We start from the raw sequence: 23,925 nt of genomic DNA, 5'->3' as shown, positions 1-23,925 counted from the left end.
AGGTAAGCATTGGCGATGGCGTTGCGGTGGCGGATGTTGTCGCGCAGCAGGAAGGCGGCCCGTTGCCGCCCCTGCACGGCGGGGCAGTCCGGACAGGGGTCCTGCTGCGGCAGGCGGTGGCGGCGCTTGAAACTCGCCCAGGCGACGTTTTCCCACATGCGCTGCATTGCCTGGCGAATGGTGGGCACGAGCGGGCCTTCCACCTTGACGGCATAGTCGTAGCGGGGGCGCAGGGCGGGCGGGGCGTTGTCGTCGTCGATGATGTTGATGCCGCCGACGAAGGCCACCCGCCCGTCGATGACCACCAGCTTGCGATGCAGGCGGCGCAGGCGGTGGCGGTGCAGGTGAAAGCGAGCGACCTCCTGGCGGTAGATCAGGTACTGGACCCCGGCAGCCTGGAGGCGGGGGCCGAAGCTTTCGGGAAAATCCCGGGCGCCAAAGCCATCCACCAGCACCCGCACCGCCACCTGGCGGCCGGCGGCCCGGATCAAGGCAGAGACGACCTGGTTGCCGATGCGGTCGTTGGCGAAGATGTAGCTTTCCAGAAAAATTTCCCGGCGGGCCTGGTCGATCTGCTCTAGCAGGCTGGGAAAATATTCATGGCCCGAATTGAGCAGGGTGATGCGATTGCCGTCGATGAATTCAGGCATCGTAGAAGAGCCGGGCCGACAGGGCGGCGTGGTCGGAAATATGGGACCAGGGCGGGCCGAAGTGCACCTGGGCTTCCTGCACTTTCAGGCCGCGCACATAGATGCGGTCGAGCCGGAATAGCGGCAGGGCGGCGGGAAAGCTGCGTACCGGGTGCGGGCCAAATACTTCTTCCAGGCCCAGGCGCCGGGCCAGTTGATCGGCGGCCTGGTTGCGCCAGTCGTTGAAATCGCCGGCGATGACGAGCGGTGTGCCAGCCGGGGCGAGCCGCTCCAGGTAGGTGCTCAGGTCTTCCATCTGCAGCCGCCGGGAGCGGCCAAACAAGGAGAGATGGACGCAGACGCAATGCAGCGGGCGACCGTCGGGGAGTTCGATGCGGCAGTGCAGCAGCCCCCGGCGCTCGAACTTGAGATGGGTCACGTCCTGGTTGTGGCTGTCCAGAATCGGAAAACGGGACAGGATGGCGTTACCGTGGTGGCCATGGTCGTAGATCATGTTTTGCCCGTAGGCCGTTTCGGGCCAGACCTCTTCGGCAAGGAAGTGGTGCTGGGCGGGTTCGGGCCAGTCGGGGTGATGGAGGGCATGGCCCAGGTGCAGACCCTGGACCTCCTGCAAGAAGACGATGTCCGGGGAGAGGCTGCGCAGGCGCTCGCGCAGCTCGTGGATCATCATGCGCCGGTTGAACTGGGAAAAACCCTTGTGGATGTTGTAGGTGGCGATGTGCAGGGAACGCGGCAAAAACATGGCCTTCAGCGTTGGGTCTGGGCGAACTGGCGCAGCAGTTCCAGGGCGATTCCGGGGCGGATGGCCTTGCCTTCCAGGCCGTGCCCCGGCGCACGCAGGGAAAAAGCATCGGCAAACCGCTTGCCTTCCTCGGTTTTCAGAGCGTGAAAGCCCATGCTCCAATCGGCAAAACTGCGTCCGGCAATGGCTTCTTGCTCCAGCAGGAACAGGGAATGGTGGCGCGGGTCCCGTTCGATCTTTTGATAAAGCCCGGTTACGGCGGCGGGCGAGCCTTCCAGCACTTGCATGAATACGCCGCCGCCATACAGCAGCATCCCCGTCAGTTCCAGTTCGGCATTGCGCTTGCGGCTCTCTTGCAACAACTCCAGAAGCTCCACCTCGCTCATCTCGTGGGTGGCGGTGCTGCAGTAGATCAGGTGGATCAGGTCCGTTTCGCCCATGAATTTCAGGAAATGGCCAGCATCCGGTCCAGGGCCCGCTTCGCGAGTTCCGCTTCGTGGGGCGGCACCACGATGGGATTGACCACCTGCCCGGCCACCAGGTTTTCCAGGGTCCAGGCCAGGTGCTGGGGATCGATGCGCTGCATGGTGGAGCACATGCAGATGGTGGTGGCCATGAACTGGACGATCTTGTTCTGGGGCAGCATTTCCCGCGCGAGCCGGTCGACCAGGTTGAGTTCGGTGCCCACCAGCCAGCGGGTGCCGGGCGGGGCTGCCTTGATGGTCTTGACGATGAATTCCGTGGAGCCGACATGATCGGAGGCGGCGCAGACCTCGAAATTGCATTCCGGGTGGGCAATCACGATGCCGTCCGGGTAGCGGGCGCGGAAGGCGTCGATATGGCGCTTCTGGAACATCTGGTGCACCGAACAGTGGCCCTTCCAGAGCAGGATCTTCGCCTTTTCGATCTGCGCCGGGGTAAGCCCGCCGCATTCCAGGTCCGGGTCCCAGACCTGCATGTCTTCCAGGGGAATGCCCAGGTTGTGGCCGGTCCAGCGGCCCAGGTGCTGGTCGGGAAAGAACAGGATCTTCGGGCGCTGCGCAAAGGCCCAGCGGGCGATGCTGCCGGCGTTGCTGGAGGTGCAGACGATGCCGCCGTGCGCGCCGCAGAAGGCCTTCAGGTCGGCGGCGGAATTGATGTAGGTGACCGGGGTGAATTCCCGTTCCACGTCCAGCACCTCGCCCAGCTCCCGCCAGCAGCGTTCCACCTTGGCGAGGTTGGCCATGTCGGCCATCGAGCAGCCGGCGGCGAGGTCGGGCAGGATCGCGGTCTGCTCGGGCCGGGACAGGATGTCCGCCACTTCCGCCATGAAATGCACGCCGCAAAAGACGATGTAGGGAGAGTCGGCCTGGGCCGCCAGGCGCGAGAGTTTGAGGGAATCGCCGGTCAGGTCGGCGTGCTGGTACACGTCGGCGCGCTGGTAGTGGTGGCAAAGCAGCACCACCTCCTTACCCAGCTGGTGGCGGGCGGCGCGGATGCGCGCCTCGCACTCGGCATCGGAAAGGCTGTTGTAGGCATCGAAGGGCAGGGGAGTCGTCATGGTCGCGATCAAAAGGAAAGGGCGGGGCGCGCCAGGCCGGCCGGGAATCGGCGCGCCTTGCGGCGTCAGCTCTGGTACCAGGGCAGACCGGCCTGGCGCCAGCCGCCCACCTTGTTGCGCTGCTCGTTGGCATCCTTGTCGCCCTCGAAACCTTCGAGGACGTTGTAACAGGCGTTGTAACCGGCGGCGGTGGCGGCCCGGGCGGCCTGATCGGAGCGGGCGCCGCTGCGGCAGAGGAACAGCACCACGGCTTCCCGATCTACCTGGCGCTTCAACTGGGGCAGGAAATTGGGATTGGGCGTGCCGCCGGGATACTGATTCCACTCGATCTCCACCGCATCGGGAATGCGTCCCACCCAATCTAGTTCGGCACGGGTACGCACATCCACCAGCTTGGCGCCCGGGGCCAGTTGCCAGACCTGGCTGGCCTCGGTGGGTGTCAGGGCGCCCGCATAGGGGAGTCCCAAAGCCTGGCCTCGTTCCTGGGCCAGTTGCAGTAGATCGGTCAGTTTTCCCATGGCGGTATGCGGTCATGAATGGCAAGGGGCTCAAGTATAGCGCAGGCAAATTGTCTGGACGGCACCGCCGTTGGGTGTGGATTTGCCGGAGCCGGCCCTGGATGGCTTGGGCGTGTTGAGCGTGTTGAGCGTGTTGGGCGTGTTGAGCGTGGATGGGGAGGCAAATCAGAATGCGCACCCAATCGGTGCGATCCTGGTTCGAGGGTTGCACTTGTTTGGTGCATTGCTGGGCGAGTGATTTTTCCGAATCTCCTTGTGGCACAATGGCCAAGCAGCCCCAAATCCTTGGCATGCTTCCTGCTGAAGCCTGTCCGTTGTAATTTTTTTGTGTTGCCGGCGCGGCCGGTATCCGTTTAGGAGACTTTGCAAGATGGCTACAGTTCAGGATGTTCTGAAGATGATGAAGGAAAACGACGTCAAGTTCGTCGATTTCCGTTTCACCGATACCCGTGGCAAGGAGCAGCATGTGGGCGTGCCGGCGCATGCGGTCGATGCCGAAAAGTTTGAAGATGGCCACGCGTTTGACGGTTCTTCCATCGCGGGCTGGAAGGGCATTCAGGCCTCCGACATGCTGCTGATGCCAGACCCCGGCACCGCTTTCATCGACCCCTTCTTTGATGAAACCACCCTGGTGATCTCCTGCGACGTGGTGGATCCCGCCGACGGCCGGGGTTATGACCGCGACCCCCGCTCCATCGCCAAGCGCGCCGAAGCCTACCTGAAGTCCTCCGGTATCGGCGACGCCGCCTTCTTTGGCCCCGAACCCGAGTTCTTCATCTTCGACTCCGTGGAGTGGAGTACCGACATGTCCGGCACCTTCGTGAAGATCTTTTCCGAAGAAGCGGCCTGGACCTCCGGCGAAAAGGTCGAAGGCGGCAACATCGGTCACCGTCCCTCCGTCAAGGGCGGCTACTTCCCCGTGCCCCCCGTCGATTCCTTCAACGACATCCGGGCCGCCATGTGTCTCATCCTGGAACAGTGCGGTGTTGAAGTGGAAGTGCATCACCACGAAGTGGCCACCGCCGGCCAGAACGAAATCGGCACCAAGTTTGGCACCCTGGTGCGCCGCGCCGACATGACCCAGGTCCTGAAGTACGTGGTCCACAACGTCGCCCACCAGTACGGCAAGACCGCCACCTTCATGCCCAAGCCGATCGTGGGCGACAACGGTTCCGGCATGCATGTGCACCAGTCGATCTGGAAGGACGGCAAGAACCTGTTCGCCGGCAATGGCTATGCCGGCCTGTCCGAAACCGCCCTGTACTACATCGGCGGCATCATCAAGCATGCCAAGGCGCTGAACGCCATCACCAATCCGGGCACCAACTCCTACAAACGGCTGGTGCCCCACTATGAAGCGCCGGTGAAGCTGGCCTACTCGGCCAAGAACCGTTCCGCTTCCATCCGCGTGCCTTTTGTATCTTCCGACAAGGCGCGTCGCATCGAGACCCGCTTCCCCGACCCCATCGCCAACCCCTACCTGTGCTTTGCCGCACTTTTGATGGCCGGCCTGGACGGCATCCAGAACAAGATTCACCCCGGCGACCCCGCCGACAAGAATCTGTACGACCTGCCTCCCGAGGAAGACGCCAAGATCCCGACCGTCTGTGCCAGCCTGGAAGAAGCGCTGGCTGCGCTGGACAAGGATCGTGAGTTCCTGACCCGCGGCGGCGTGTTCTCCAACGACTGGATCGATGCCTTCATCGCCCTGAAGATGGAAGAAGTGAACAAGGTGCGCATGACCACCCACCCGGTGGAATTCGACCTCTATTACTCCTGCTGAAAATTGAGTGGCGGGCCATTGCTGGCAATGGTGATCACCATCCCCCTGAAAAGCCCGGATTTCCGGGCTTTTTGGCGAGGCGTCGGGCGGCGCGGCAATGAATGATGGTGCCGCCCGGCAAAGCATCAATGAGACAGGCTTCCGCTGCTCCCGGGAACGCGCCAGGGACGGAAGCCTTTCGGTGAGCGCTGGGCAGCTCTCACCGCGCAGTCCAACAGAGCCGCAGAGCCGCCTACGGGTGTGCGTGAATCGGCTGGGCCACCAGGCGGACACCGAGCGCCGCGCAAACCTTGCTGATGGTCTCGAAGCGCGGGCTGGCATTCGGGCGCAGCGCCTTGTAGAGCGCTTCGCGGGTAATCCCTGAAGCTTTGGCAATGTCGCTCATGCCGCGTGCTCGGGCAATCGTACCCAGCGCATCGGCCAGCGCCGCCGGGTCGTCTTCTTCAAGCACCACGGTCAGGTATTCGGCAATCGCCTGTGCGTCGGGCAGATGCTCCGCCATGTCGAATTCGGGCAGGTCGGCAATCTTGATTTTCTTGGTCATGGCTTAATCCTCCAGCGTAGTGGCCAACCTGATGGCCTTGGCAATATCGGCGGTCTGCGTGGCCTTGTCACCACCACCCAGCATCACAGTCAGCACTGCGTCAGCACTGCGCCATGTTGCACGTAGTACATGCGCCAGCCTGGCCCGAAGTGCTCTCTCATTTCGAACACGCCATCACCAACCGGCTTCACATCACCCAGATTGCCCTTCTGCGCTTTTTCCAGCCGGCGAGCCAGACGGCGATGCGTCATGCCGTCCTTGAGGCTGTTCGGCCATGCAGTGAATTCGGGAAGCGGCTTGATTGAGTACATGGGCAGAGTGTATCCGTTCGATTACTCGCGGTCAATCTGGTTCCTGATCCTTCAGCGCATCCGGGTTGATCTGGAACCCCTCCCTGACCACCTGGCCGCAGCATGGGTATAGCGTCTTGTCCTGCATGAAAAAGCCCCGGTTTCGGGGCTTTTTTGCGGGCGGGGGGTGGCGGTCCTGCCGGGGTCAGCCGGCGTTCTTGCCCTTTTGCCAGAGTACGTCGCCCCGGCCGGCCGTCTTGTTCAGGTAGCGTCCCAAGATGAACAGCAGGTCGGAGAGGCGGTTGATGTAGCGGCGGGCGTCTTCGGAGACGCTTTCGTGGTTGCCCAGATGCACGATGGCACGCTCGGCCCGGCGGCAGATGGTGCGGCAGAGGTGGGCCAGGGCGGCGGCGCGGGTGCCGCCCGGAAGAATGAATTCCTTGAGCCGGGAGAGGTCGGCGTTGAAGGTATTCGCCAGGGCTTCCAGGCGGTCGACCTGGGCGGGGCTGAAGACCGTCATCCCGGGCATGCAGAGTTCGCCGCCCAGATCAAAGAGATCATGCTGGATGCTCTCCAGGGCGGTACGCACGGCTTCGGGCAGATCGGGTTCGGCCAGGAGCAGGCCCAGGGAGGAATTCAGCTCGTCGACTTCGCCGATGGCGTCGATGCGCAGGCTGTCCTTGTTGACCCGGGAGCCATCCCCCAGGCCGGTAGTGCCGGCATCGCCGGTGCGGGTAACGATCTTGGAAAGGCGATTGCCCATGGTGTGTCCTTCGGAGGGTTGGCGGGTGCGGGCGGATTATAATGTCCGGCTCAACAACTGATTCCCAGGCGCGGCCGAAGTTCCGCCCCCTGTTTCATCCCATGCCCCGTTTTTGCGCCAATCTTTCCTTTTTGTTCACCGAGCTACCCTTTCCCCAGCGCTTTGCGGCGGCGGCCCGGGCCGGGTTTCGGGGGGTGGAATACCTGTTTCCCTATGACCATCCGGCGGAAGACCTCCGCGCCTGGCTGGAAGAAGCCGGGCTGACCCAGGTCTTGTTCAACCTGCCGCCGGGGGACTGGGCGGCCGGGGAGCGTGGCCTGGCCTGCCACCCGGGCCGTGAGGCGGAATTCCAGCAGGGCCTGGCGCTGGCGCTGGACTATGCCCGCATCCTGAACTGTACCCGGCTGCATGCCCTGGCCGGCCTGGCGCTCCCGGGCGTGGCGCCGGAACGGCTGGAGGCCACCTATCGGGCCAACATGCAGGCCGCCGCCCGGCGTTGTGCCGCAGCAGGAGTGACGCTGCTGATGGAGCCCATCAACAGTAAAGTGGACATGCCGGGCTACTGGCTGGATCAACCGGCCCGGGCCTTTGCCTTGCAACAGGCCATCGGGGAGCCCAATCTATTGGTGCAACTGGACCTTTATCATGCTCAGGTCATGGCGGGCGATCTGGCCCGTACGGTGGAAGCCCATCTGCCCGCCATCGGCCATATTCAGGTGGCAGACAATCCGGGCCGCCATGAGCCGGGCAGCGGGGAAATCCATTACCCCTATCTGTTCCGGCGTCTCGATGCGCTGAAGTACCCGGGCTGGGTGGGCTGTGAATACAAGCCCCAGGGCGATACCGAGGCCGGGCTGGGCTGGCTTCTTCCCTGGCTCCAGGACTGAGGTCATGGCCCTCTTGGCAGGGGCTGGGGTAGAATGCCCGCTTGTCCGTCGGGGAGGGCGCCTTGCTGGAATTGAGCGATGACCAGAAATTGCAGATTCTGCTGGTCGGTGCCCCGATCCTGTCCCTGATCGGTACCTGGATGTCCCTGCGCACCTATGGCCGCCTCAAGCAGCGCGCGGCGGACCGCCAGCCCCGGGCGCCGGCACAAGAGGAGAGAGGAGAGGAGTCCTTGTCATCATGAGTACCCATGCAGCCCTCCCGGAAATTCTGGCTTCCATGGATGGGGAAGCCGCCGCCCGTCTCAGGTTCGTGCTGGAGCGGGGCGTGAAGATCCCGCCTCAGCCCCGGGTGCTGGAGGAGTTGCGCCGCATGTTGCAGCGGCGGCAGTTTGATGTGCGCGCCCTGGCCCGGGTCATCAGCCAGGACCCGGGGGTGACCGCGTTGTTGTTCAAGGCCGTGAAAAGCCCGGCTTATCGCCAGCATCATCCCTTCGAGACCGTCGAGCAGATCATCCACACCCTGGGGGTGAAGGAAACCTTCAACCTGGTCCAGGCCGTGGTGCTCACCAGCGCCACCGTGATCAAGAACGATCGCCGGGCCTACGAAAGTTTCTGGGCCCGGTCCCAGTCGGTGGCCCAGCTGGCGATGCTGATTGCCGATGATCGGGTGAATATCTGCAACATCTTTCCCGATCAGGCCTACCTGGCCGGCATGTTTCACGATTGCGGTGTTCCCGTGCTGATGCAGCGCTTTCCCACCTATGGCAAGGAAATGCACCTGGGCGACATGGGGCGCTGGGTGGATCTGCAGGAGGAGGACCGGAAGTTCAATCTGGATCATTGTGCCGTCGGCTATTTACTGGCCCGGCACTGGTCCCTGCCGGCCTTCATCTGCGAAGCGGTGCGTTGCCACCATGAAATTTCCAGCATGACGCCCCATGCTTCCCGCACCATGGTGGCGATCCTGCAACTGGCCCTGGACATCTATTGCCGCGATGCGCGGCTGGAGAATCCGGAGTGGGCGCGGCTCAAGGACGATGTAATATCGGAGCTGGGCATCCATGCGGACGCACTCCCCGAATTTGTCGATGTGATACTGGAGCGTTTCCAGGAACAATCCGATGCCATGGTCTGAAATGGCTCCCCTGTTTATCTAGGAAACCCACGGTGAATCCATCCAGCACCAATTCCGGCACCAATTCCGGCACCAATTCCGGCACCAATTCCAGCACCAATTCCGGCACCAATTCCGGCACCAATTCCGGCACCAATTCCGGCACCAATTCCGGCACCAATTCCGGCACGAATCAGCCGGACCGGCGTCAGAACACGCGTCTGCGCGAAATTTTCGACCAGGCCTATGTGATGATCGAGCCTTTCTTCGATCCCGATACCGGTTGGGGGGGGCATTCTCTGGAGCACCTGGCGTTCCGGGTCCTGCGGGAAAACTTTCCCCAGCTCTCGAGTGAGGATGTGCATGCCATCGTGGTGGCGGCGCACCGGGTCTATATCGAGCGGAATCCTCAGACGAGCGCACATCTGAAACGGCCTGACGAGGTCCGGAATTCTTTCACGCGCTAGGGCCGTGCCGTTCGTGATCGTCAGCCGCGCTGCGAGGGAACCATGGGATTGAGGCTGGATGCCTGCATTGCCCAGCATCAGGGCGATCGCAAGGAGCAGCAGGACCGGGTGGCGCTGGTCGCACATCCCCGGCAGACCGGGGTTGCCCTGGCCGTGGTGGCGGATGGCATGGGGGGGCATACCGGAGGAGCCTTGGCGGCTGAACAGGTCATTCATACCCTGAGCACCAATTTCCAGCATTGGGGGAGCAGCGATGATCCTCGGCATCTGCTGCATTCCGGTCTGCAGGAAGCGCATACCATGATCAGGGCCTCCCGCTTCATCAATGAAAAAGACCCCCACAGCACGGCGGTGGCCATGCTGCTCCTGCCCGGCGGGCGGGCGATCTGGGCTCATTGCGGCGACAGTCGGCTGTACCAGTTTCGCGGCATTCATCTACAGGCCCGCACGGTGGATCATTCCTATGTGGAACATCTGGTCCGGATCGGCAAGATTTCAGCCGAAGAGGCCAGATCACACCCCAACAAGAACATCCTGCTCACCTCCCTGGGCGGGCGCGAGGAGCCGACGGTGGAGTTTGGCGGGGTGGAGGGCCTCAAGGCGGGGGACAGTCTGCTGCTTTGTTCCGATGGCTTATGGGCCTATGTTCCGGATGAGGAAATGGGGGCGCTGATCGGTACCGGTTCGGCACGGGAAGTGGTGACCCAATTGATCGCCCTGGCCCGGGCCCGGGGGGCAGGCGAGGGGGACAACATCTCCGTCGCCCTGCTCAAGTTCATGGAAGCGCCCAAGGCGCCCGCTGCCGGTCTCCATGGAAAACGCCCCTGAACGGGGCGTCGGGGGGTGAAACTCATCAGGACTTGCGACCCAGGCCCCCCAGCAGGGCGGCCACCACCTTGATCGGTTGTTGCGGGTCCTGCTTGCCGGGGGCGATGGGGGAATCCGGAATTTCGCCGCGTGCTTCGTAAGGCTGGGAGAAATCAAAGCCATCGGCGGCGATCATGCGGTTGCGGCGAGGCGCGCGCTCCCGTTCCGGGCGGCCGGGACGAGCCGGGCGCTCGAAGCGGCCGGCGGGCTTCTCTGCCAGGGGAGCCTTGATGACCGGGGTGGTGCTGCGTTTCTTCTTGTTGCCTGGGGGATATTCGAAATCCGCATCGGGCTCGAAGCCGGGCACCACCACCTGCTCGATTTCCTTCTTGATCAGCTTCTCGATGTCCATCAGGTACACCACCTCGGTGGCGGTCACCAGGGAGATGGCGTTGCCCTGCTTGCCGGCCCGGCCGGTGCGGCCGATGCGGTGCACATAGTCTTCCGGGGTATGGGGGAGTTCGTAGTTGATGACGTGGGGCAGTTCCTCGATGTCCAGACCCCGGGCGGCCACGTCGGTGGCAACCAGGACGGTGGTGGTGCCGGACTTGAAATCATCCAGGGCCTTGATCCGCTCCAGCTGGCTCTTGTCGCCATGAATGGCGTCCGCGTGGATGCCGGCCCGTTGCAGTTCCCGGGCCAGGCGGGAGCAGCCTTGCTTGGTACGGGTGAACACGATGCACTGATTGATCTGGCTGGATTTGAGCAGCTTGATCAGCAAGGGCCGCTTGCCGTATTCGGAAACCGGATAGACCCGGTGGGTGATGGTCTCCGAGACCTGGTTGCGGCGGGCCACCTCGATCAGGGTCGGAGCCTTGAGCATGGAGTCGGCCAGGCGTTTGATCTCTTCCGAGAAGGTGGCGGAGAACAGCAGGCTCTGGCGCTGGGCCGGCAGCAGGTTGAGGATGCGCTTGATGTCCGGGATGAAACCCATGTCCAGCATCCGGTCCGCCTCATCGAGGACCAGGGCCTGGACCGAGTTGAAATTGACCGTCTTCTGCTCCACATGGTCGAGCAGCCGGCCCGGCGTGGCGACCAGGATTTCGACGCCTTTCTTCAACTCGGCAATCTGCGGCTTGATGTCCACGCCCCCGTAGGCGCACAGGGCCCGCAGGGGGGTGTGCTTGCTGTATTCCTTGACGGACTCGAACACCTGCAAGGCCAGTTCCCGGGTCGGAGCCAGGATCAGGGCGCGCACCGGATGCCTGGCGGGGGACGGGCTGGAGGTGGCAAAGGGCAGCATGCGCTGCAGGATCGGCAGGGTGAAGGCGGCCGTCTTGCCGGTGCCGGTCTGGGCGCCGCCCATGATGTCCTTGCCGGACAGGACCAGAGGAATGGCCTGGGCCTGGATCGGGGTGGGGCGGGTGTAGCCGGATTCGGCGATGGCCTTGAGCAGTTCGGGGGCCAGGCCCAGGTCTGCAAAGGTGAGTTCTTTCGTCTCGGTGACGTGACCGGCTGCGTTGCCGGCGGGAAGGAGGGTCTCGTTCATAGGCGGGGAATTATACGTGGCTCCCTGAACTCATACCGGGTTTTCCCGGGCCAGGGCGCGGCGGTGCGGTTTCAGTGTTTGCGGGTGTCGGGGCGAATGGGTTCGGCGGCGGGCTGTTCCGGAGGGGCTGGGGTGGCGGTTTCCGGCGGTTTTCCGGTGCTGGGCGCCTCTGCCGCAGCCGCCTCTGCCGCTGCTGCCTTTTTCTTGCGTTTGCCGGTTTCGGGGGGCGAGGGGGGCGGTAGCTGCGGCGCGACCGTCTCCAGATTGTTTTCGCGCATGTATTCGTCCATCTCGCGCCAGCCGGCAAACACGGATTCCTTCGGCAGCCAGGTGTAGATGGCGTAACAATCCTCGATGGCCCGGCCCGAGTGGCGGCAGCCGCTACCGACGGCCCGCCCTTCGGCATCCAGCCGGGCTTCCTTCCTGGCCGGGTCTTCCAGGCCCATCTTGCTGCTCAGCTGGTCGCAGCCGGCCAGCGCCAGGGAAAGCGCCAGAAGGCCCAGTAGCAGGAGTGTTTTTTTGTTCATGACTGGCGATTCTCCCACATCCGGTCACGACGAAGGGAGGGGTGGACAGAATTTTGCATTTGTGCCGAAGCAGTGGCGATTGCCGTGAAAGTGTTATTTTATGGACTATAATCAAAAAATCGTTTTACTCTGGAGTCGATATGCGTTGCAAGTTATTCCCTCTCGTGATGGCCCTGGCTTTTTCTGTCTCCGGGGGAGCGCTCGCCGCCTCTGCCAGGAAGGCGGTCGCCCCGGCCAAGGCGCCAGCGCTGACCGAAATCGATTTTGCGCATCAGTTGAACCATGGCAATGCCGAGCGACTGGGGGCGCTGGTGGAGCGCTTCAACAGCCAGAACAAGGACGTGCACATCAACCTCGTCCAGGCCGAAGCCCATGGCAAACCGGCGCCGTTGAATCTGGCCACCACCGATACCGTCGCCAATTTCACGTCCAGCCCATCCAGTTTCAAGCCCCTGTACCAGCTGATGCGGGAAACCAAGCAACCGCTGGCGGCCGGCGACCTTTCTTCCGACCTGCTGGTCGGCGAAACCAGGAACAAGCTGATGGCGCTGCCGGTGGCGTTTTCCACCCCGGTCCTGTTCTACAACAAGCGCATTTTCCGCAAGGCCGGCCTGGACCCTGAGCGGCCGCCGCGTACCTGGCGCGAACTGCAGGACATGGCGGGCATTCTGGCCGACAAGGGCATCAGCTGCCCCTACACCTCATCCTGGCCGGTCTGGGTGCATATCGACAACGTCAGCTCGGTTTCTGGCGTGCCGGTGGCCGACAAAAAAGGAGAACTGGGTTTCAATGGTCTGGTGCAGGTCAAGCATGTCGCCATGCTGGCCACCTGGTACAAGGCCGGCTACTTCCACTATGCCGGTCGTGGCAATGAAGCGGATACCTACTTCCACAAGAACGAATGCGCCATGCTGACCTCCGACTCCTGGGCCAGCAGCTATCTGCGCGAGGCGCCCGGTGTCGAGCTTGGCGTGGCTCCCCTGCCGCACCATGACGATATCTACGGGGGCCCCCAGCACACCCTGGCAGCGGGTGCCTCGATCTGGATTGGTAACGGCTTCAAGCCGAATGAGTACAAGGCGGCGGCCCGCTTCATCCGTTTCATTCTTGCCCCTGAGACCCAGATGGACCTGGCCCGGGTCGGTGGCTTCCTGCCCCTGACCGATGGCGCCCGCAAATCCATCAAGACCAGGCTCCTGAAGGATGAAGAGCAGGTGCTGGATGTGGCCTATGCCTCCCTGCAAGGCAAGGGGGCGGCCCAGCCGCTGCGCATTTCCACCCTGGAGCCGGTGCGCATGATCGTGGATGAAGAGCTCGAACAGGTGTGGGCCGACAAGAAGCCGGCCAAGGCGGCGCTGGATACCGCCGTGAGCCGAGGCAATGCGGTGCTGGCGTCCAAGCCGGCCCTGAAGAAGAGCGTCGTGTTCTGAGCGCAGCGAATCCCCGCAAAAAACCCGCCGCCCCGCCGGCGGGTTTTTCTTTGTAAAATCCCGTCTTTACCGAATTCGACAGGCATTCGCCATGAAAAGCGCAGAAATCCGCGAAAGATTCCTCCAGTTCTTTGCGTCCAAGGGCCACCAAATCGTGGAATCCAGTTCCCTGGTGCCCCACGACGACCCGACCCTGCTATTTACCAACGCAGGCATGAACCAGTTCAAGGATGTTTTCCTGGGTTTCGACAAGCGCCCCTACACCCGGGCCACCACGGCGCAAAAGTGTGTGCGCGCTGGCGGCAAGCACAATGACCTGGAAAACGTGGGCTACACCGCCCGGCATCACACCTTCTTCGAAATGTTGGGCAATTTCAGCTTTGGCGACTACTTCAAGCAGGATGCCATCAAATATGCCTGGGAACTGCTCACCGAAGTCTTCAAGCTGCCCAGGGACCGCCTCTATGTCACCGTTTATGCCGAAGACGACGAAGCCTTCGAGATCTGGACCCGGCAAGTCGGCGTGCCCGCCGAGCGGGTGATCCGCATCGGTGACAACAAGGGCGCGCGCCATGCCTCCGACAATTTCTGGATGATGGGCGATACCGGCCCCTGCGGCCCGTGCACCGAAATTTTCTACGATCACGGCGAGCACATCTGGGGCGGCCTGCCCGGCACCCCGGAAGAAGACGGCGATCGCTACATCGAAATCTGGAACCTCGTCTTCATGCAGTTCAACCGCGACGAAGAAGGCGTCATGCACCCCCTGCCCAAGCCCAGCGTCGACACCGGCATGGGCCTGGAGCGCATCTCCGCCGTGCTGCAGCAGGTGCACTCCAACTACGAAATCGACCTGTTCCAGAACCTGATCCAGGCCGCCGCCCGTGAAACCCGCTGCACCGACCTGGACAGCCCATCCCTCAAGGTGCTGGCCGACCACATCCGCGCCTGTTCCTTCCTCATCGCCGACGGCGTGATTCCCGGCAATGAGGGGCGCGGCTATGTGCTGCGCCGCATCATCCGCCGTGCCATCCGCCACGGCTACAAGCTGGGCGCCCGGGCTGCCTTCTTCCACAAGATGGTCCCCGACCTGGTGGCCGAGATGGGCGGGGCTTATCCCGAACTCAAGGAAAATCAAGCCAGGGTCATCGCCACCCTGAAGCAGGAAGAAGACCGTTTTTTTGCCACCATCGAGCACGGCATGGTCATCCTGGAGGGGGAGCTGGCCGAGATGGAGGCCAGGGGCGTCAAGGTCTTCAACGGCGCAACCGCCTTCAAGCTGCACGACACCTATGGCTTCCCGCTGGATCTGACGGCGGACATCTGCCGCGAACGCGGAGTGACAGTGGATGCTGCCGCCTTTGATGCCGCCATGGCCCACCAGAAAGAACAGGCGCGCGCGGCCGGCAAATTCAAGATGGCCGCCAATCTCGAATATGACGGCGAGGAAACCCGCTTTGTCGGTTATGAACAACTCGAAGCCCCGGCCCACATCCTGGCGCTGTACCGCGATGGTGTGCAGGTACCGGAACTGGTGGAAGGCGATCTGGGCGTGATCGTGCTCGACTGCACCCCTTTCTACGCCGAATCCGGCGGCCAGGTGGGCGACCGGGGCGAGTTGCGCGGTGGGGCGGGGATCTTTGCCGTCGAAGACACCCTCAAGATCCAGGCCAGCGTCTTTGGCCACCACGGGGTGTTGAAGACCGGACGGCTGCAGCCCGGCCAGAGCGTCGTCGCCCGGGTCGATATGGCCGCCCGGTCCGCCACCGCCCGCAACCACTCCGTCACCCACCTGATGCACCGGGCCCTGCGTGAAGTGCTCGGCCACCATGTGCAGCAGAAGGGGTCTCAGGTTGGCCCCGACAAGACCCGCTTCGACTTTGCCCACAACAGCCCCGTGAGCGCCGAAGAAATCCGCGAGGTGGAAGAACGGGTCAATGCCGAGATCCTCGCCAATGCCGCCACCGACTCCCGGGTGATGGACATCGAATCGGCCCAGAAGAGCGGCGCCATGATGCTGTTCGGCGAGAAATACGGCGACGAGGTGCGGGTGGTTACCATCGGCTCCTCCAGGGAGTTGTGCGGCGGCACCCACGTCGGTCGTACCGGCGACATCGGCCTGTTCAAGATTCTCTCCGAAAGTGGCGTGGCGGCCGGGGTGCGGCGCATCGAAGCCGTTACGGGCGGCAACGCCCTGCGCCATGTGCAGGAACAGGAACGCCGGGTGCAGGGCATCGCCGCCCTCCTCAAGGCTCAGCCCGATGAAGTGGCCGAGCGGGTGGCGGGCATCCTCGATCACGTCAGATCCCTGGAGAAGGAACTGGCCCGCCTCAAATCCAGGCTGGCCGCCAGCCAGGGGGACGACCTGGCCGCTCAGGCGGTGACCGTGGGCAGCGCCAGGGTACTGGCTGCGACCCTGGAAGGTGCCGATGTCGCCACCCTGCGCGAGACCCTGGACAAGCTGAAGGACAAGCTCAAATCCGCCGCCATCGTGCTGGCCAGCGTCAGTGACGGCAAGGTCAGCCTGATCGCCGGCGTCACCGCCGACCTGACCGGCCGGGTCAAGGCCGGCGAACTGGTGAATTTCGTCGCCCGGCAAGTGGGAGGCAAGGGCGGCGGCCGGCCCGACATGGCCCAGGCCGGCGGCACCGAACCCGCCCACCTGCCCGCAGCCCTGGCCGGCGTGCAGGCCTGGGTGGCGGGCAGGTTGTAATCCACGGGATGTGCCCGGCGTCATCCCGGTCTGCGCGATCCCCGGCGGGAACCTCTCGACCTGATGCACCAGACCCTCGACCGCCTGAAAGGCAAGGGCAGGCGCCTACCTCTTTGAATTCAAAAGGATCATGAAATCTTTTCTCGTTGCCAACCCCAAGGGCGGGTCGGGTAAATCCACCCTGGCCACCAATCTGGCCGGCTACCTGGCGCGCCAGGGCCACGGCGTGATGCTGGGGGATATCGACCGGCAGCAATCGGCCCGCGAGTGGCTGTCCCTGCGCCACCCGGAACTGCCTCGCATCGGCACCTGGGAAATCGGCCCCGATCACATTGCTCGGCCCCCCAAAGGCACTAGCCATGTGGTGCTGGATACGCCGGCGGGTTTGCATGGCAAGGCCCTGGAAAAGATGCTGAAACTTTCCACCCGGGTCATCGTGCCGGTGCAGCCGGCGCTGTTCGACATGCTGGCGACCCGTCATTTTCTGGAGCGTCTGCGGGAAGCCAAGGCCATCCGCAAAGGGCGCGCCGATGTCGCCGTGATTGGCATGCGGGTGGACCCGCGCACACGGGCGGCGGCGGAGCTGGAGCGGTTTCTGGCAAGTTTCGAGTTGCCGGTGCTGGCCTTTTTGCGCGATACCCAGAACTATGTTCAGGCCACGGCCCAGGGACTGACCCTGTTCGATCTGCCGCCGGCGCGGGTGGAACGGGACCGGGAGCAGTGGCGTCCGATCCTGGAGTGGGTGGACGCCGAGCCGATGGATTGAGGCCGGCTGCGAGCGGGCCTGACTTGTCCTGATTGGGCGCTGCGGCCGGGTCCGGAGCCGGCTTGCCCGCCTGGCTGGGCTAGAATGGCGTGCTTCCCAGCCTTTTTCAGCCCTTTTCGCCCCGGTTCCCCATGCATACAGGCCTGACCACGATCGTCATCGTTCTATCCCTGGGTGTTCTCGCCCTGATGCTGGTGCGCACCCTCAAGCTGCCGCCCTTGATCGGCTATCTGGCAGCGGGGATTGCCGTCGGCCCCTCGGGCCTGGCCGCCCTGCCCGACAATGCTTCCACCGCCTCCCTGGCCGAATACGGGGTGGTGTTCCTGATGTTTTCCATCGGTCTCGAATTCAGCCTGAAACGCCTGCACACCATGCAGGGGCTGGTGTTTGGTCTGGGCGGGGCGCAGATGCTGGTGACCGTGCTGGGCACCACCCTGATCACGGTCGGGTATTTTGGCAATCCCTGGCAGATTGGTGTGGCAACTGGCGCGGCCGTGGCCATGTCTTCCACCGCCATCGTTGCCCGCCTGCTTTCCGAGCGGCTGGAGCTCAATTCCCATGCGGGCCGCCAGACCATGGGGGTGCTGCTGTTCCAGGACCTGGCCGTCGTGCCGCTGCTGCTCATCATTCCCGCCCTGGCTTCTTCTGGCGAGGATCTGCTGCCCTCCCTGGCCAATGCCCTGGCTCAGGCGGCCGTGGTGCTGGTGTTGCTGGTGGTGGTGGGCCAAAAGCTGATGGGCCGCTGGCTGGGCGCCGTGGTGCGGCAGAAGTCGGAAGAGCTGTTCATGCTCAATGTGCTCCTGATCGTCATGGGGCTCTCCTGGGTGACGGCGGAAGCCGGTCTGTCCCTGGCGCTGGGCGCCTTCGTGGCCGGGGTGCTGATTGCGGAAACCGTGTATCGGCATCAGGTAGCGGCCGACATCCGCCCCTTCCGGGATGTGTTGCTCGGCTTCTTTTTCGTCACCATCGGCATGCAGCTGGATGTGGCTTATGTGGTCAACAATGCCGCCCGGGTGGCGCTGGTGCTGGTGTTGCTGGTGGGCGCCAAACTGGCGGTGATGGGGAGCATCTGTCTGCTGGCCGGCAATAGCCGGGATGTGGCCTTGCGTACCGCGGTGCAGCTGGCTCAGGCGGGTGAATTCGGCTTCGTGCTGATCGGAGTGGGGGTCGCCAACCAGTTGATTCCTCATGATGTGCAGCAGGTGACCACGGCGGCGATGCTGCTGTCCATGTTCCTGGCCCCACTGGCCATCAACCGGGTGGGGCGGATGCAGCGGGGCTTGACCGAAAAAGAGTTTTCCCTGCGGGCCCGGATGGTTCAGGACGTGGCCTGTCACAGCATGGATTGCGACCAGCATGTGGTGCTGTGCGGTTATGGCCGGGTGGGGCAGAATCTGGCCCGGCTTCTGGCCGCCGAGGGCATCAGCTTCGTGGCCCTGGATACGGATACTCACCGGCTTGAAGAAGCCCGGCATTTCGGGCATAACGTCGTCTTCGGCGAGGCGAGCCGCAGGGAAGTCCTGCAGGCGGCGGGCCTGGCCCGGGCCCGGGCGGTGGTGGTGACCTTCGACAGTCTGCGAGCTGCCGAGCGGGTCCTGGCCCTGGTGCGGCACCTGCATCCGGAGATGCCGGTCCTGCTGCGGGCCCGGGATCAGAGCGATGCGGACCGCCTGGTGGCAGCCGGGGCGTCCCTGGTGGTGCCCGAAGTGGTGGAGGGCAGCTTTGTGCTGGCCCTGGAAACCCTGACCTGGCTGGGGGTTCCCGGGGAGCAGGCTCTGGAGCGGGTGCAGCGTTTTCGTAAACCCGGACGACAAATTGAATGAAACCGGCAACTGGCTGGGCAAGAGGGCGCAATGCTGAAAATGACACCGGAACTGAGCCGCCGCCGCCTGATCATGATGGCAGTGGTCGTGGTGGCCTACATGCTGTCCTTCTTCCAGCGCTTCGCGCCGGCGGGGGTGGCCCAGGACCTGGCCGCTTCCTTCCATACTTCGGCGGCTTCCCTGGGGGTGCTGGCGGCGACCTATTTCTATGTCTATACCCTGATGCAGATTCCCACCGGCATCCTCGCCGATACCCTGGGGCCGCGGCGCATCTTGTTGCTAGGCGGGCTGGTGGGTGGTGGCGGCAGTTTGCTGTTCGGCTTTGCTCCCAACCTGGATGTGGCGCTGGTGGGACGCACCCTGATCGGTCTCGGGGTTTCCGTCACCTTCATCGCCATGTTGAAGCTGATCGCCGTCTGGTACGAGGAACACCGCTTCGCCACCATGACCGGCCTGGCCCTGCTGCTCGGCAACCTGGGCTCGGTACTGGCCGGGGCACCGTTGGCCATGACGGCCCAGGCGTTCGGCTGGCGCGGCGTGTTCATGGGGGTCGGGGGCATTTCCCTGGTGCTGGCGGTGCTGTGCTGGCTGGTGGTGCGGGATCGTCCCCTCGCCCAGGGTGAGGCGGCCCCGGTGCACCGTTTTGACCGCACCGTGGTGCTGAACGGCATGCTCAGCATCCTGAAGAACCGGGCCACCTGGCCGGTGGTGCTGGTCAATACCGGGATATCCGGCAGCTTTTTCACCTTTGGCGGCCTCTGGGCCATGCCCTTCCTGATGCAGGCCCACGGCCTGTCCCGCGCCGATGCCTCCTCCCGTCTATCCCTGCTGTTCCTGGGTTTTGCCCTGGGCAGCATCCTCATCGGCAATTTCTCGGACCGGCTGCGGCTGAGAAAGCCGGTGCTGATCGTCGTGTCGCATCTGTATGCCCTGATCTGGTTGATCTGGCTGTCCGGGGTCAGTCTGGCGCCGGGCCTCTCCTACGTGCTGTTTGCCCTGATGGGCCTGGCCACCGCGAGCTTCACCCTGACCTGGGCCTGTGCCAAGGAGGTGAATCCGCCGCTGCTCTCAGGCATGTCCACCTCGGTGGCCAACATGGGCGGCTTTGCGGCTGCCGCCTTGTTGCAGCCCTTGGTGGGCGCGGTGATGGACCTGAGCTGGGATGGCCGGCTGGAAAACGGTGCCCGCTTTTACAGCATGACCGACTTCCAGTGCGGCTTTGCCTTGCTGGCCGGCATTGCCCTGCTGGGCGCCGCGGCCTCCTGGTGGGTGCGGGAAACGGGGTGCCGCAATATCTGGCGGGAACCGCGCCCGTAGTCCGGCCCGGGCTCAGGCCGGCTTGCGGCAGCGGCTGTCCTGGAAGGGGCCGCCCATGCGCTGCCAGCCTTCACCCAGGTAGGCTTGCGAGCAGACCCGGCTGCCATCGATCTTGCTCATCCACAGGTAGTAGGGGGCTGGGGCCGCCAGGGCCTGGGTGCTGCTCAGGATCAGGAGGAAAAGGGTGGAAAAAAGGGTGGAAAAAAGGGTGGGGATCAGATGGCGCATGGAAGGCTCCCTGCGTTGGAATGGCGGTAGTGTAGCTCGCATGAGCCCGGGCTGGAGTGACGGGCAGCAACGGAGTGACGGGCAGCAAGAAAATAGAAGCAAGCGGCTTTGTAGATGTATGGCGATGTTGTTACACTTCAAGCCCCTGCCCAGAGTCATGACGATGCCAAACAACCTGCTTGCCAGCCTGTTTCTGCTCGGAGCCCTGATGACGGCGACGCCGGCCTGGAGCCAGATTTACCGTTGCGTCGATGCCGATGGGCATGTGACCTATTCCAACGTGGCCGCCAGCAAGAACTGCAAACGCATGCAGCTAGAGCCCATGTCCACCACCCCGGCCCCGGCCCGAAGCACCGGGCGCACGCCGGGGGCCGCCGCCAATCCCACTCCGGTCGATTTTCCCAAGGTGAGCGGCGATGCCCAGAAAGCCAGGGACAATGACCGCCGCACCATTCTGGAGCAGGAACTGGCGGCAGAGCAGAAGTCGCTGGAACAGGCAAAGCAGGAACTGGCCGAACAAGAGGCCGTTCGCTTCGGGAACGAGAAGAATTATCAGCGGGTCCTGGATCGTCTCCAGCCCTACAAGGACAAGGTGGCCCAGCACGAGCGCAATATCGAGGCCATCAACAAGGAACTGTCCAAGCTCAAGTAGTTCCGGATTGGGCATGGAATCTGCTTGAGGCTGGCCCATGCTCAATGCCTATACCCCCTTTGGCGGTCTCGATTATCTGGCATCTGCCGTGCTGCTGCTGGATGCCGAGCGTCAGGTGCGCTACGCCAACAGCGCCGCCGAAAATCTTCTCGCGGTGACCGGTCGCTCTCTGGAAGGGCGGCCCCTCGAACAGGTGATGCGTTACAGCGCCACCCTCCAGTCCGCGCTCGTCAATGCCATTAGCAACAACTGGAGTTACACCGGCCAGAATGTCGAGATTCGCCGCGGCAACGACGAAGTCCTGCACCTCAACTGCACGGTGACCCCCGTGCAATGCGCCGATGCGCCGGAAATCCGCATGTTGATGGAGTTGCAGCCCATCGACCAGCAATTGAAGGCGAGCCGCGAAGAGCGGCTGATCGAACAGCAACAGGCCAGCCGGGAGCTGATCCGCAATCTGGCCCATGAGATCAAGAATCCCCTGGGCGGCATCCGGGGCGCGGCGCAGTTGCTCGAACATGAGCTCAACAATCCCTCCCTCAAGGAATATACCCAGGTCATCATCAAGGAGGCGGACCGGCTGCAGGACCTGATGCAGCGTCTACTGTCGCCGCACCGGGCCTCCATACAGCTCTCTCCTGTCAACATCCACGAGGTGCTAGAACGGGTGCGCAGCCTCTTGCTGCTCGAGTATCCGGACGGTCTTTCGATCCGCCGGGACTACGACACCAGTCTGCCTGACCTGACGGGGGACCGGGAGCAGTTGATCCAGGTCTGTCTCAACATCGCCCGCAATGCGGCGCAGGCCATGGAGGGCAAGGGGGAAATCATCTTCGAGACCCGCTCGGCGCGCCAGGTCACCCTGGTCAAGCGCCGTTTTCGCCTCGCCATCGACATCGCCATCATCGACAACGGCCCGGGTATCTCGGATGACATCAAGGAGCGCATGTTCTACCCCCTGGTTTCCGGTCGTGCCAATGGCACCGGTCTGGGGCTGACCCTGGCCCAGAGCTTCGTGCAGCAGCATCAGGGCACGGTGGAATGCGACACCCGCCCCGGCCGGACCCGCTTTTTGATCCGGCTGCCCATCGAACGGGCCTGATATTTGCTCAGAGACTTCCCATGAAACCAATCTGGATCATCGACGACGACCGTTCCATCCGCTGGGTGCTGGAAAAGACCCTGACGCGGGAGGGCATCCCCTTCAAGAGCTTCCCCTCGGCCAGCGCCGCCCTGGAGGCCCTGGACGGCGAAGAACCGCCCCAGGCCCTGATCTCGGACATCCGCATGCCGGGGGCTTCCGGGCTGGACTTGCTCAAACGCGTCAAGGAACACCACCCCCAGGTGCCGGTCATCATCATGACCGCCTATTCGGACCTGGAAAGCGCCGTGGCGGCCTTTCAGGGGGGCGCCTTCGAATACCTGCCCAAGCCCTTTGACGTGGATCAAGCCGTCGAACTGATCCGCCGCGCCATCGATGAAAGCATGCACCAGAGTGGTGCGGTGGAGGAGGTGGGGCTGACCCCGGAAATCCTCGGTCAGGCGCCCGCCATGCAGGAAGTATTCCGGGCCATCGGCCGGCTCTCCCAGTCGCACGCCACGGTGCTGATCACTGGCGAATCCGGCTCCGGCAAGGAGCTGGTGGCGCGCGCCCTGCACCGGCACAGTCCGAGGAAGGATGCGGCTTTCGTCGCCATCAACACCGCCGCGATTCCGAAGGACCTGCTCGAATCCGAACTTTTCGGCCACGAGCGGGGCGCCTTCACCGGCGCCCAGACCCAGCGCCGTGGCCGTTTCGAGCAGGCGGATGGGGGCACCTTGTTCCTCGATGAAATCGGCGACATGCCCGCCGAACTGCAGACCCGCCTGCTGCGGGTGCTCTCCGACGGCCACTTCTACCGGGTAGGCGGTCATGCGCCGATCAAGGCCAATGTGCGGGTCATTGCCGCCACCCACCAGAATCTGGAGGGCCGCGTCAAGGAGGGGCTGTTCCGGGAAGACCTGTTCCACCGCCTCAACGTGATCCGCATCCGTCTGCCCTCCCTGCGCGAGCGGCGCGAGGACATCCCCTTGCTGGTCAAGCACTTTTTGCAAAAGAGCGCCCAGGAACTCGGGGTGGAACCGAAGCGGATTTCGGAGGCTGCCTTGAAATACCTCTCCAGTCTCGAGTTCAGCGGCAATGTGCGGCAACTCGAAAACCTCTGCCACTGGATCACGGTGATGGCGCCGGGGCAGTCGGTGGAGGTGGCCGACCTGCCGCCGGAACTGCGTGAAGCCCCGGTCCAGGTGCTGGCCGCCAACTGGGAGGCCGCGCTGGCCCAGGAGGTGGACCGGCTGCTGGCGGCGGGGACCCCCGAACTGCACGAAAGACTCATCCAGTCTTTCGAACGCACCCTGATCAACCGGGCCTTGATCCACACCGGCGGGCGCCGTATCGAAGCGGCGCAGGCCCTGGCCATCGGGCGCAACACCATTACCCGCAAGATTCAGGAACTGGGCCTGGAAAATAGCCCGGACACTTGAGGCGCAGTGGCTGGATCAAGGCGGGCCAAGGGGCGATAATGGCGGCCTTGCCAACCGCCAGTTTTTCATGCCCCTGATCGACCTTTCCCTGCTGCGCCAGGCCCTGGGTCCCATGGCCAGCCGTTTCGACGTGGACGCGCTAGATAGCTGCACCTCCACCAATGCCCTGTTGCTGGAGCGGGCAAACCAGGCGGCGCCCGCGGGCACGGTGCTGGTGTCCGACCGGCAGACGGCCGGCCGGGGGCGGCGGGGGCGGTCCTGGAATTCCTCGCCGGAGGATAGCCTCACTTTT

The 23,925-nt window shown here is 63.7% G+C and carries 25 protein-coding genes and 1 pseudogene; 15 read left to right on the top strand and 11 right to left on the bottom strand.

The window, feature by feature from the left end:
* The 5 genes from WBH99_RS08085 to WBH99_RS08065 all read right to left on the bottom strand — a co-directional run.
* Positions 1-650, bottom strand: a 650-nt coding sequence (locus WBH99_RS08085; RefSeq protein ID WP_424219581.1) for a phospholipase D-like domain-containing protein, incomplete at its 3' end; no start/stop codon positions are given.
* Positions 643-1,392, bottom strand: coding sequence for an endonuclease/exonuclease/phosphatase family protein (locus WBH99_RS08080; protein ID WP_424219580.1), 750 nt, complete (start codon positions 1,390-1,392; stop codon positions 643-645). The genes WBH99_RS08080 and WBH99_RS08085, both read right to left, overlap by 8 nt.
* 5 nt (positions 1,393-1,397) lie before the next feature.
* Entirely contained in the window at positions 1,398-1,832 is a 435-nt protein-coding gene (locus tag WBH99_RS08075; protein WP_424219579.1) for a BLUF domain-containing protein, read from the bottom strand.
* Positions 1,833-1,837: 5 nt separating this feature from the next.
* The gene (nadA, locus tag WBH99_RS08070) at positions 1,838-2,932 is read right to left on the bottom strand and encodes a quinolinate synthase NadA (RefSeq protein WP_424219578.1); all 1,095 of its coding nucleotides are present in this window, start codon (positions 2,930-2,932) and stop codon (positions 1,838-1,840) included.
* A gap of 65 nt (positions 2,933-2,997) precedes the next feature.
* Positions 2,998-3,450: a rhodanese-like domain-containing protein gene (locus WBH99_RS08065; RefSeq protein ID WP_424219577.1), complete on the bottom strand. Its 453-nt coding sequence runs from the start codon at positions 3,448-3,450 to the stop codon at positions 2,998-3,000.
* A 370-nt stretch (positions 3,451-3,820) separates the two neighbouring features.
* Here WBH99_RS08065 and glnA point away from each other — a divergent pair, with 370 nt between their 5' ends.
* On the top strand, positions 3,821-5,233 hold the full coding sequence (glnA, locus tag WBH99_RS08060; protein WP_424219576.1) for a glutamate--ammonia ligase: 1,413 nt from the start codon (positions 3,821-3,823) through the stop codon (positions 5,231-5,233).
* Between the two features lie 232 nt (positions 5,234-5,465).
* Here glnA and WBH99_RS08055 read toward each other — a convergent pair whose 3' ends face one another.
* The 3 genes from WBH99_RS08055 to WBH99_RS08045 form a co-directional block, all read right to left on the bottom strand.
* Entirely contained in the window at positions 5,466-5,777 is a 312-nt protein-coding gene (locus WBH99_RS08055) for an addiction module antidote protein (RefSeq protein WP_424219575.1), read from the bottom strand.
* Between the two features lie 89 nt (positions 5,778-5,866).
* Complete coding sequence (locus WBH99_RS08050; protein ID WP_424219574.1) at positions 5,867-6,088, bottom strand: type II toxin-antitoxin system RelE/ParE family toxin; 222 nt, start codon at positions 6,086-6,088, stop codon at positions 5,867-5,869.
* A 184-nt stretch (positions 6,089-6,272) separates the two neighbouring features.
* Complete coding sequence (locus WBH99_RS08045; protein WP_424219573.1) at positions 6,273-6,830, bottom strand: cob(I)yrinic acid a,c-diamide adenosyltransferase; 558 nt, start codon at positions 6,828-6,830, stop codon at positions 6,273-6,275.
* 101 nt (positions 6,831-6,931) lie between these two features.
* Between WBH99_RS08045 and otnI the strand changes: the two genes are divergently transcribed.
* The 5 genes from otnI (at position 6,932) to WBH99_RS08020 (ending at position 10,126) form a co-directional block, all read left to right on the top strand.
* Positions 6,932-7,717, top strand: coding sequence for a 2-oxo-tetronate isomerase (gene otnI / locus WBH99_RS08040; RefSeq protein ID WP_424219572.1), 786 nt, complete (start codon positions 6,932-6,934; stop codon positions 7,715-7,717).
* 62 nt (positions 7,718-7,779) lie between these two features.
* A complete protein-coding gene (locus WBH99_RS08035) occupies positions 7,780-7,959 on the top strand; it encodes a hypothetical protein (protein WP_424219571.1) in 180 nt (59 codons plus the stop codon).
* Positions 7,956-8,852: an HDOD domain-containing protein gene (locus WBH99_RS08030; protein WP_424219570.1), complete on the top strand. Its 897-nt coding sequence runs from the start codon at positions 7,956-7,958 to the stop codon at positions 8,850-8,852. Before WBH99_RS08035 ends, WBH99_RS08030 begins: the two co-directional genes overlap by 4 nt.
* Before the next feature lie 32 nt (positions 8,853-8,884).
* On the top strand, positions 8,885-9,298 hold the full coding sequence (locus WBH99_RS08025) for a 5'/3'-nucleotidase SurE (RefSeq protein ID WP_424219569.1): 414 nt from the start codon (positions 8,885-8,887) through the stop codon (positions 9,296-9,298).
* Positions 9,299-9,340: 42 nt separating this feature from the next.
* Complete coding sequence (locus tag WBH99_RS08020; protein WP_424219568.1) at positions 9,341-10,126, top strand: PP2C family protein-serine/threonine phosphatase; 786 nt, start codon at positions 9,341-9,343, stop codon at positions 10,124-10,126.
* A gap of 25 nt (positions 10,127-10,151) precedes the next feature.
* Here WBH99_RS08020 and WBH99_RS08015 read toward each other — a convergent pair whose 3' ends face one another.
* Positions 10,152-11,654 carry a DEAD/DEAH box helicase gene (locus WBH99_RS08015; protein WP_424219567.1) on the bottom strand — a complete coding sequence of 501 codons (1,503 nt, stop codon included), beginning with the start codon at positions 11,652-11,654 and terminating at the stop codon, positions 10,152-10,154.
* A gap of 71 nt (positions 11,655-11,725) precedes the next feature.
* The gene (locus WBH99_RS08010) at positions 11,726-12,181 is read right to left on the bottom strand and encodes a hypothetical protein (protein ID WP_424219566.1); all 456 of its coding nucleotides are present in this window, start codon (positions 12,179-12,181) and stop codon (positions 11,726-11,728) included.
* 140 nt (positions 12,182-12,321) lie between these two features.
* On the opposite strand from WBH99_RS08010, the gene WBH99_RS08005 reads away from it, so the two are divergent.
* The 5 genes from WBH99_RS08005 to WBH99_RS07985 all read left to right on the top strand — a co-directional run bounded on the left by WBH99_RS08005 (position 12,322) and on the right by WBH99_RS07985 (position 20,230).
* A complete protein-coding gene (locus WBH99_RS08005) occupies positions 12,322-13,611 on the top strand; it encodes an extracellular solute-binding protein (protein WP_424219565.1) in 1,290 nt (429 codons plus the stop codon).
* 91 nt (positions 13,612-13,702) lie between these two features.
* Positions 13,703-16,324 carry an alanine--tRNA ligase gene (alaS, locus tag WBH99_RS08000; RefSeq protein WP_424219564.1) on the top strand — a complete coding sequence of 874 codons (2,622 nt, stop codon included), beginning with the start codon at positions 13,703-13,705 and terminating at the stop codon, positions 16,322-16,324.
* A gap of 130 nt (positions 16,325-16,454) precedes the next feature.
* Positions 16,455-17,090, top strand: a complete 636-nt coding sequence (locus WBH99_RS07995; protein WP_424219563.1) for an AAA family ATPase — start codon at positions 16,455-16,457, stop codon at positions 17,088-17,090.
* A gap of 131 nt (positions 17,091-17,221) precedes the next feature.
* Positions 17,222-18,913, top strand: coding sequence for a cation:proton antiporter (locus tag WBH99_RS07990; RefSeq protein WP_424219562.1), 1,692 nt, complete (start codon positions 17,222-17,224; stop codon positions 18,911-18,913).
* Between the two features lie 30 nt (positions 18,914-18,943).
* Entirely contained in the window at positions 18,944-20,230 is a 1,287-nt protein-coding gene (locus WBH99_RS07985) for an MFS transporter (RefSeq protein ID WP_424219561.1), read from the top strand.
* 12 nt (positions 20,231-20,242) lie between these two features.
* Here WBH99_RS07985 and WBH99_RS07980 read toward each other — a convergent pair whose 3' ends face one another.
* Positions 20,243-20,458, bottom strand: a complete 216-nt coding sequence (locus tag WBH99_RS07980) for a hypothetical protein (RefSeq protein ID WP_424219560.1) — start codon at positions 20,456-20,458, stop codon at positions 20,243-20,245.
* 163 nt (positions 20,459-20,621) lie between these two features.
* Between WBH99_RS07980 and WBH99_RS07975 the strand changes: the two genes are divergently transcribed.
* The 4 genes and pseudogenes from WBH99_RS07975 to WBH99_RS07960 all read left to right on the top strand — a co-directional run.
* Positions 20,622-21,110 carry a DUF4124 domain-containing protein gene (locus WBH99_RS07975; RefSeq protein ID WP_424219559.1) on the top strand — a complete coding sequence of 163 codons (489 nt, stop codon included), beginning with the start codon at positions 20,622-20,624 and terminating at the stop codon, positions 21,108-21,110.
* Between the two features lie 37 nt (positions 21,111-21,147).
* Entirely contained in the window at positions 21,148-22,212 is a 1,065-nt protein-coding gene (gene glnL, locus WBH99_RS07970) for a nitrogen regulation protein NR(II) (RefSeq protein WP_424219558.1), read from the top strand.
* A gap of 20 nt (positions 22,213-22,232) precedes the next feature.
* On the top strand, positions 22,233-23,633 hold the full coding sequence (ntrC, locus tag WBH99_RS07965; protein ID WP_424219557.1) for a nitrogen regulation protein NR(I): 1,401 nt from the start codon (positions 22,233-22,235) through the stop codon (positions 23,631-23,633).
* Between the two features lie 67 nt (positions 23,634-23,700).
* A pseudogene (locus tag WBH99_RS07960) lies at positions 23,701-23,925 on the top strand (biotin--[acetyl-CoA-carboxylase] ligase); the annotation flags it as partial.

This window comes from Azovibrio sp. (assembly GCF_049658005.1).
In the GTDB taxonomy this organism is placed as follows: Bacteria; Pseudomonadota; Gammaproteobacteria; order Burkholderiales; family Rhodocyclaceae; genus Azovibrio.
Note: the sequence above shows the minus strand (reverse complement) of the source record. Positions and strands in the feature narration are given on the sequence as shown.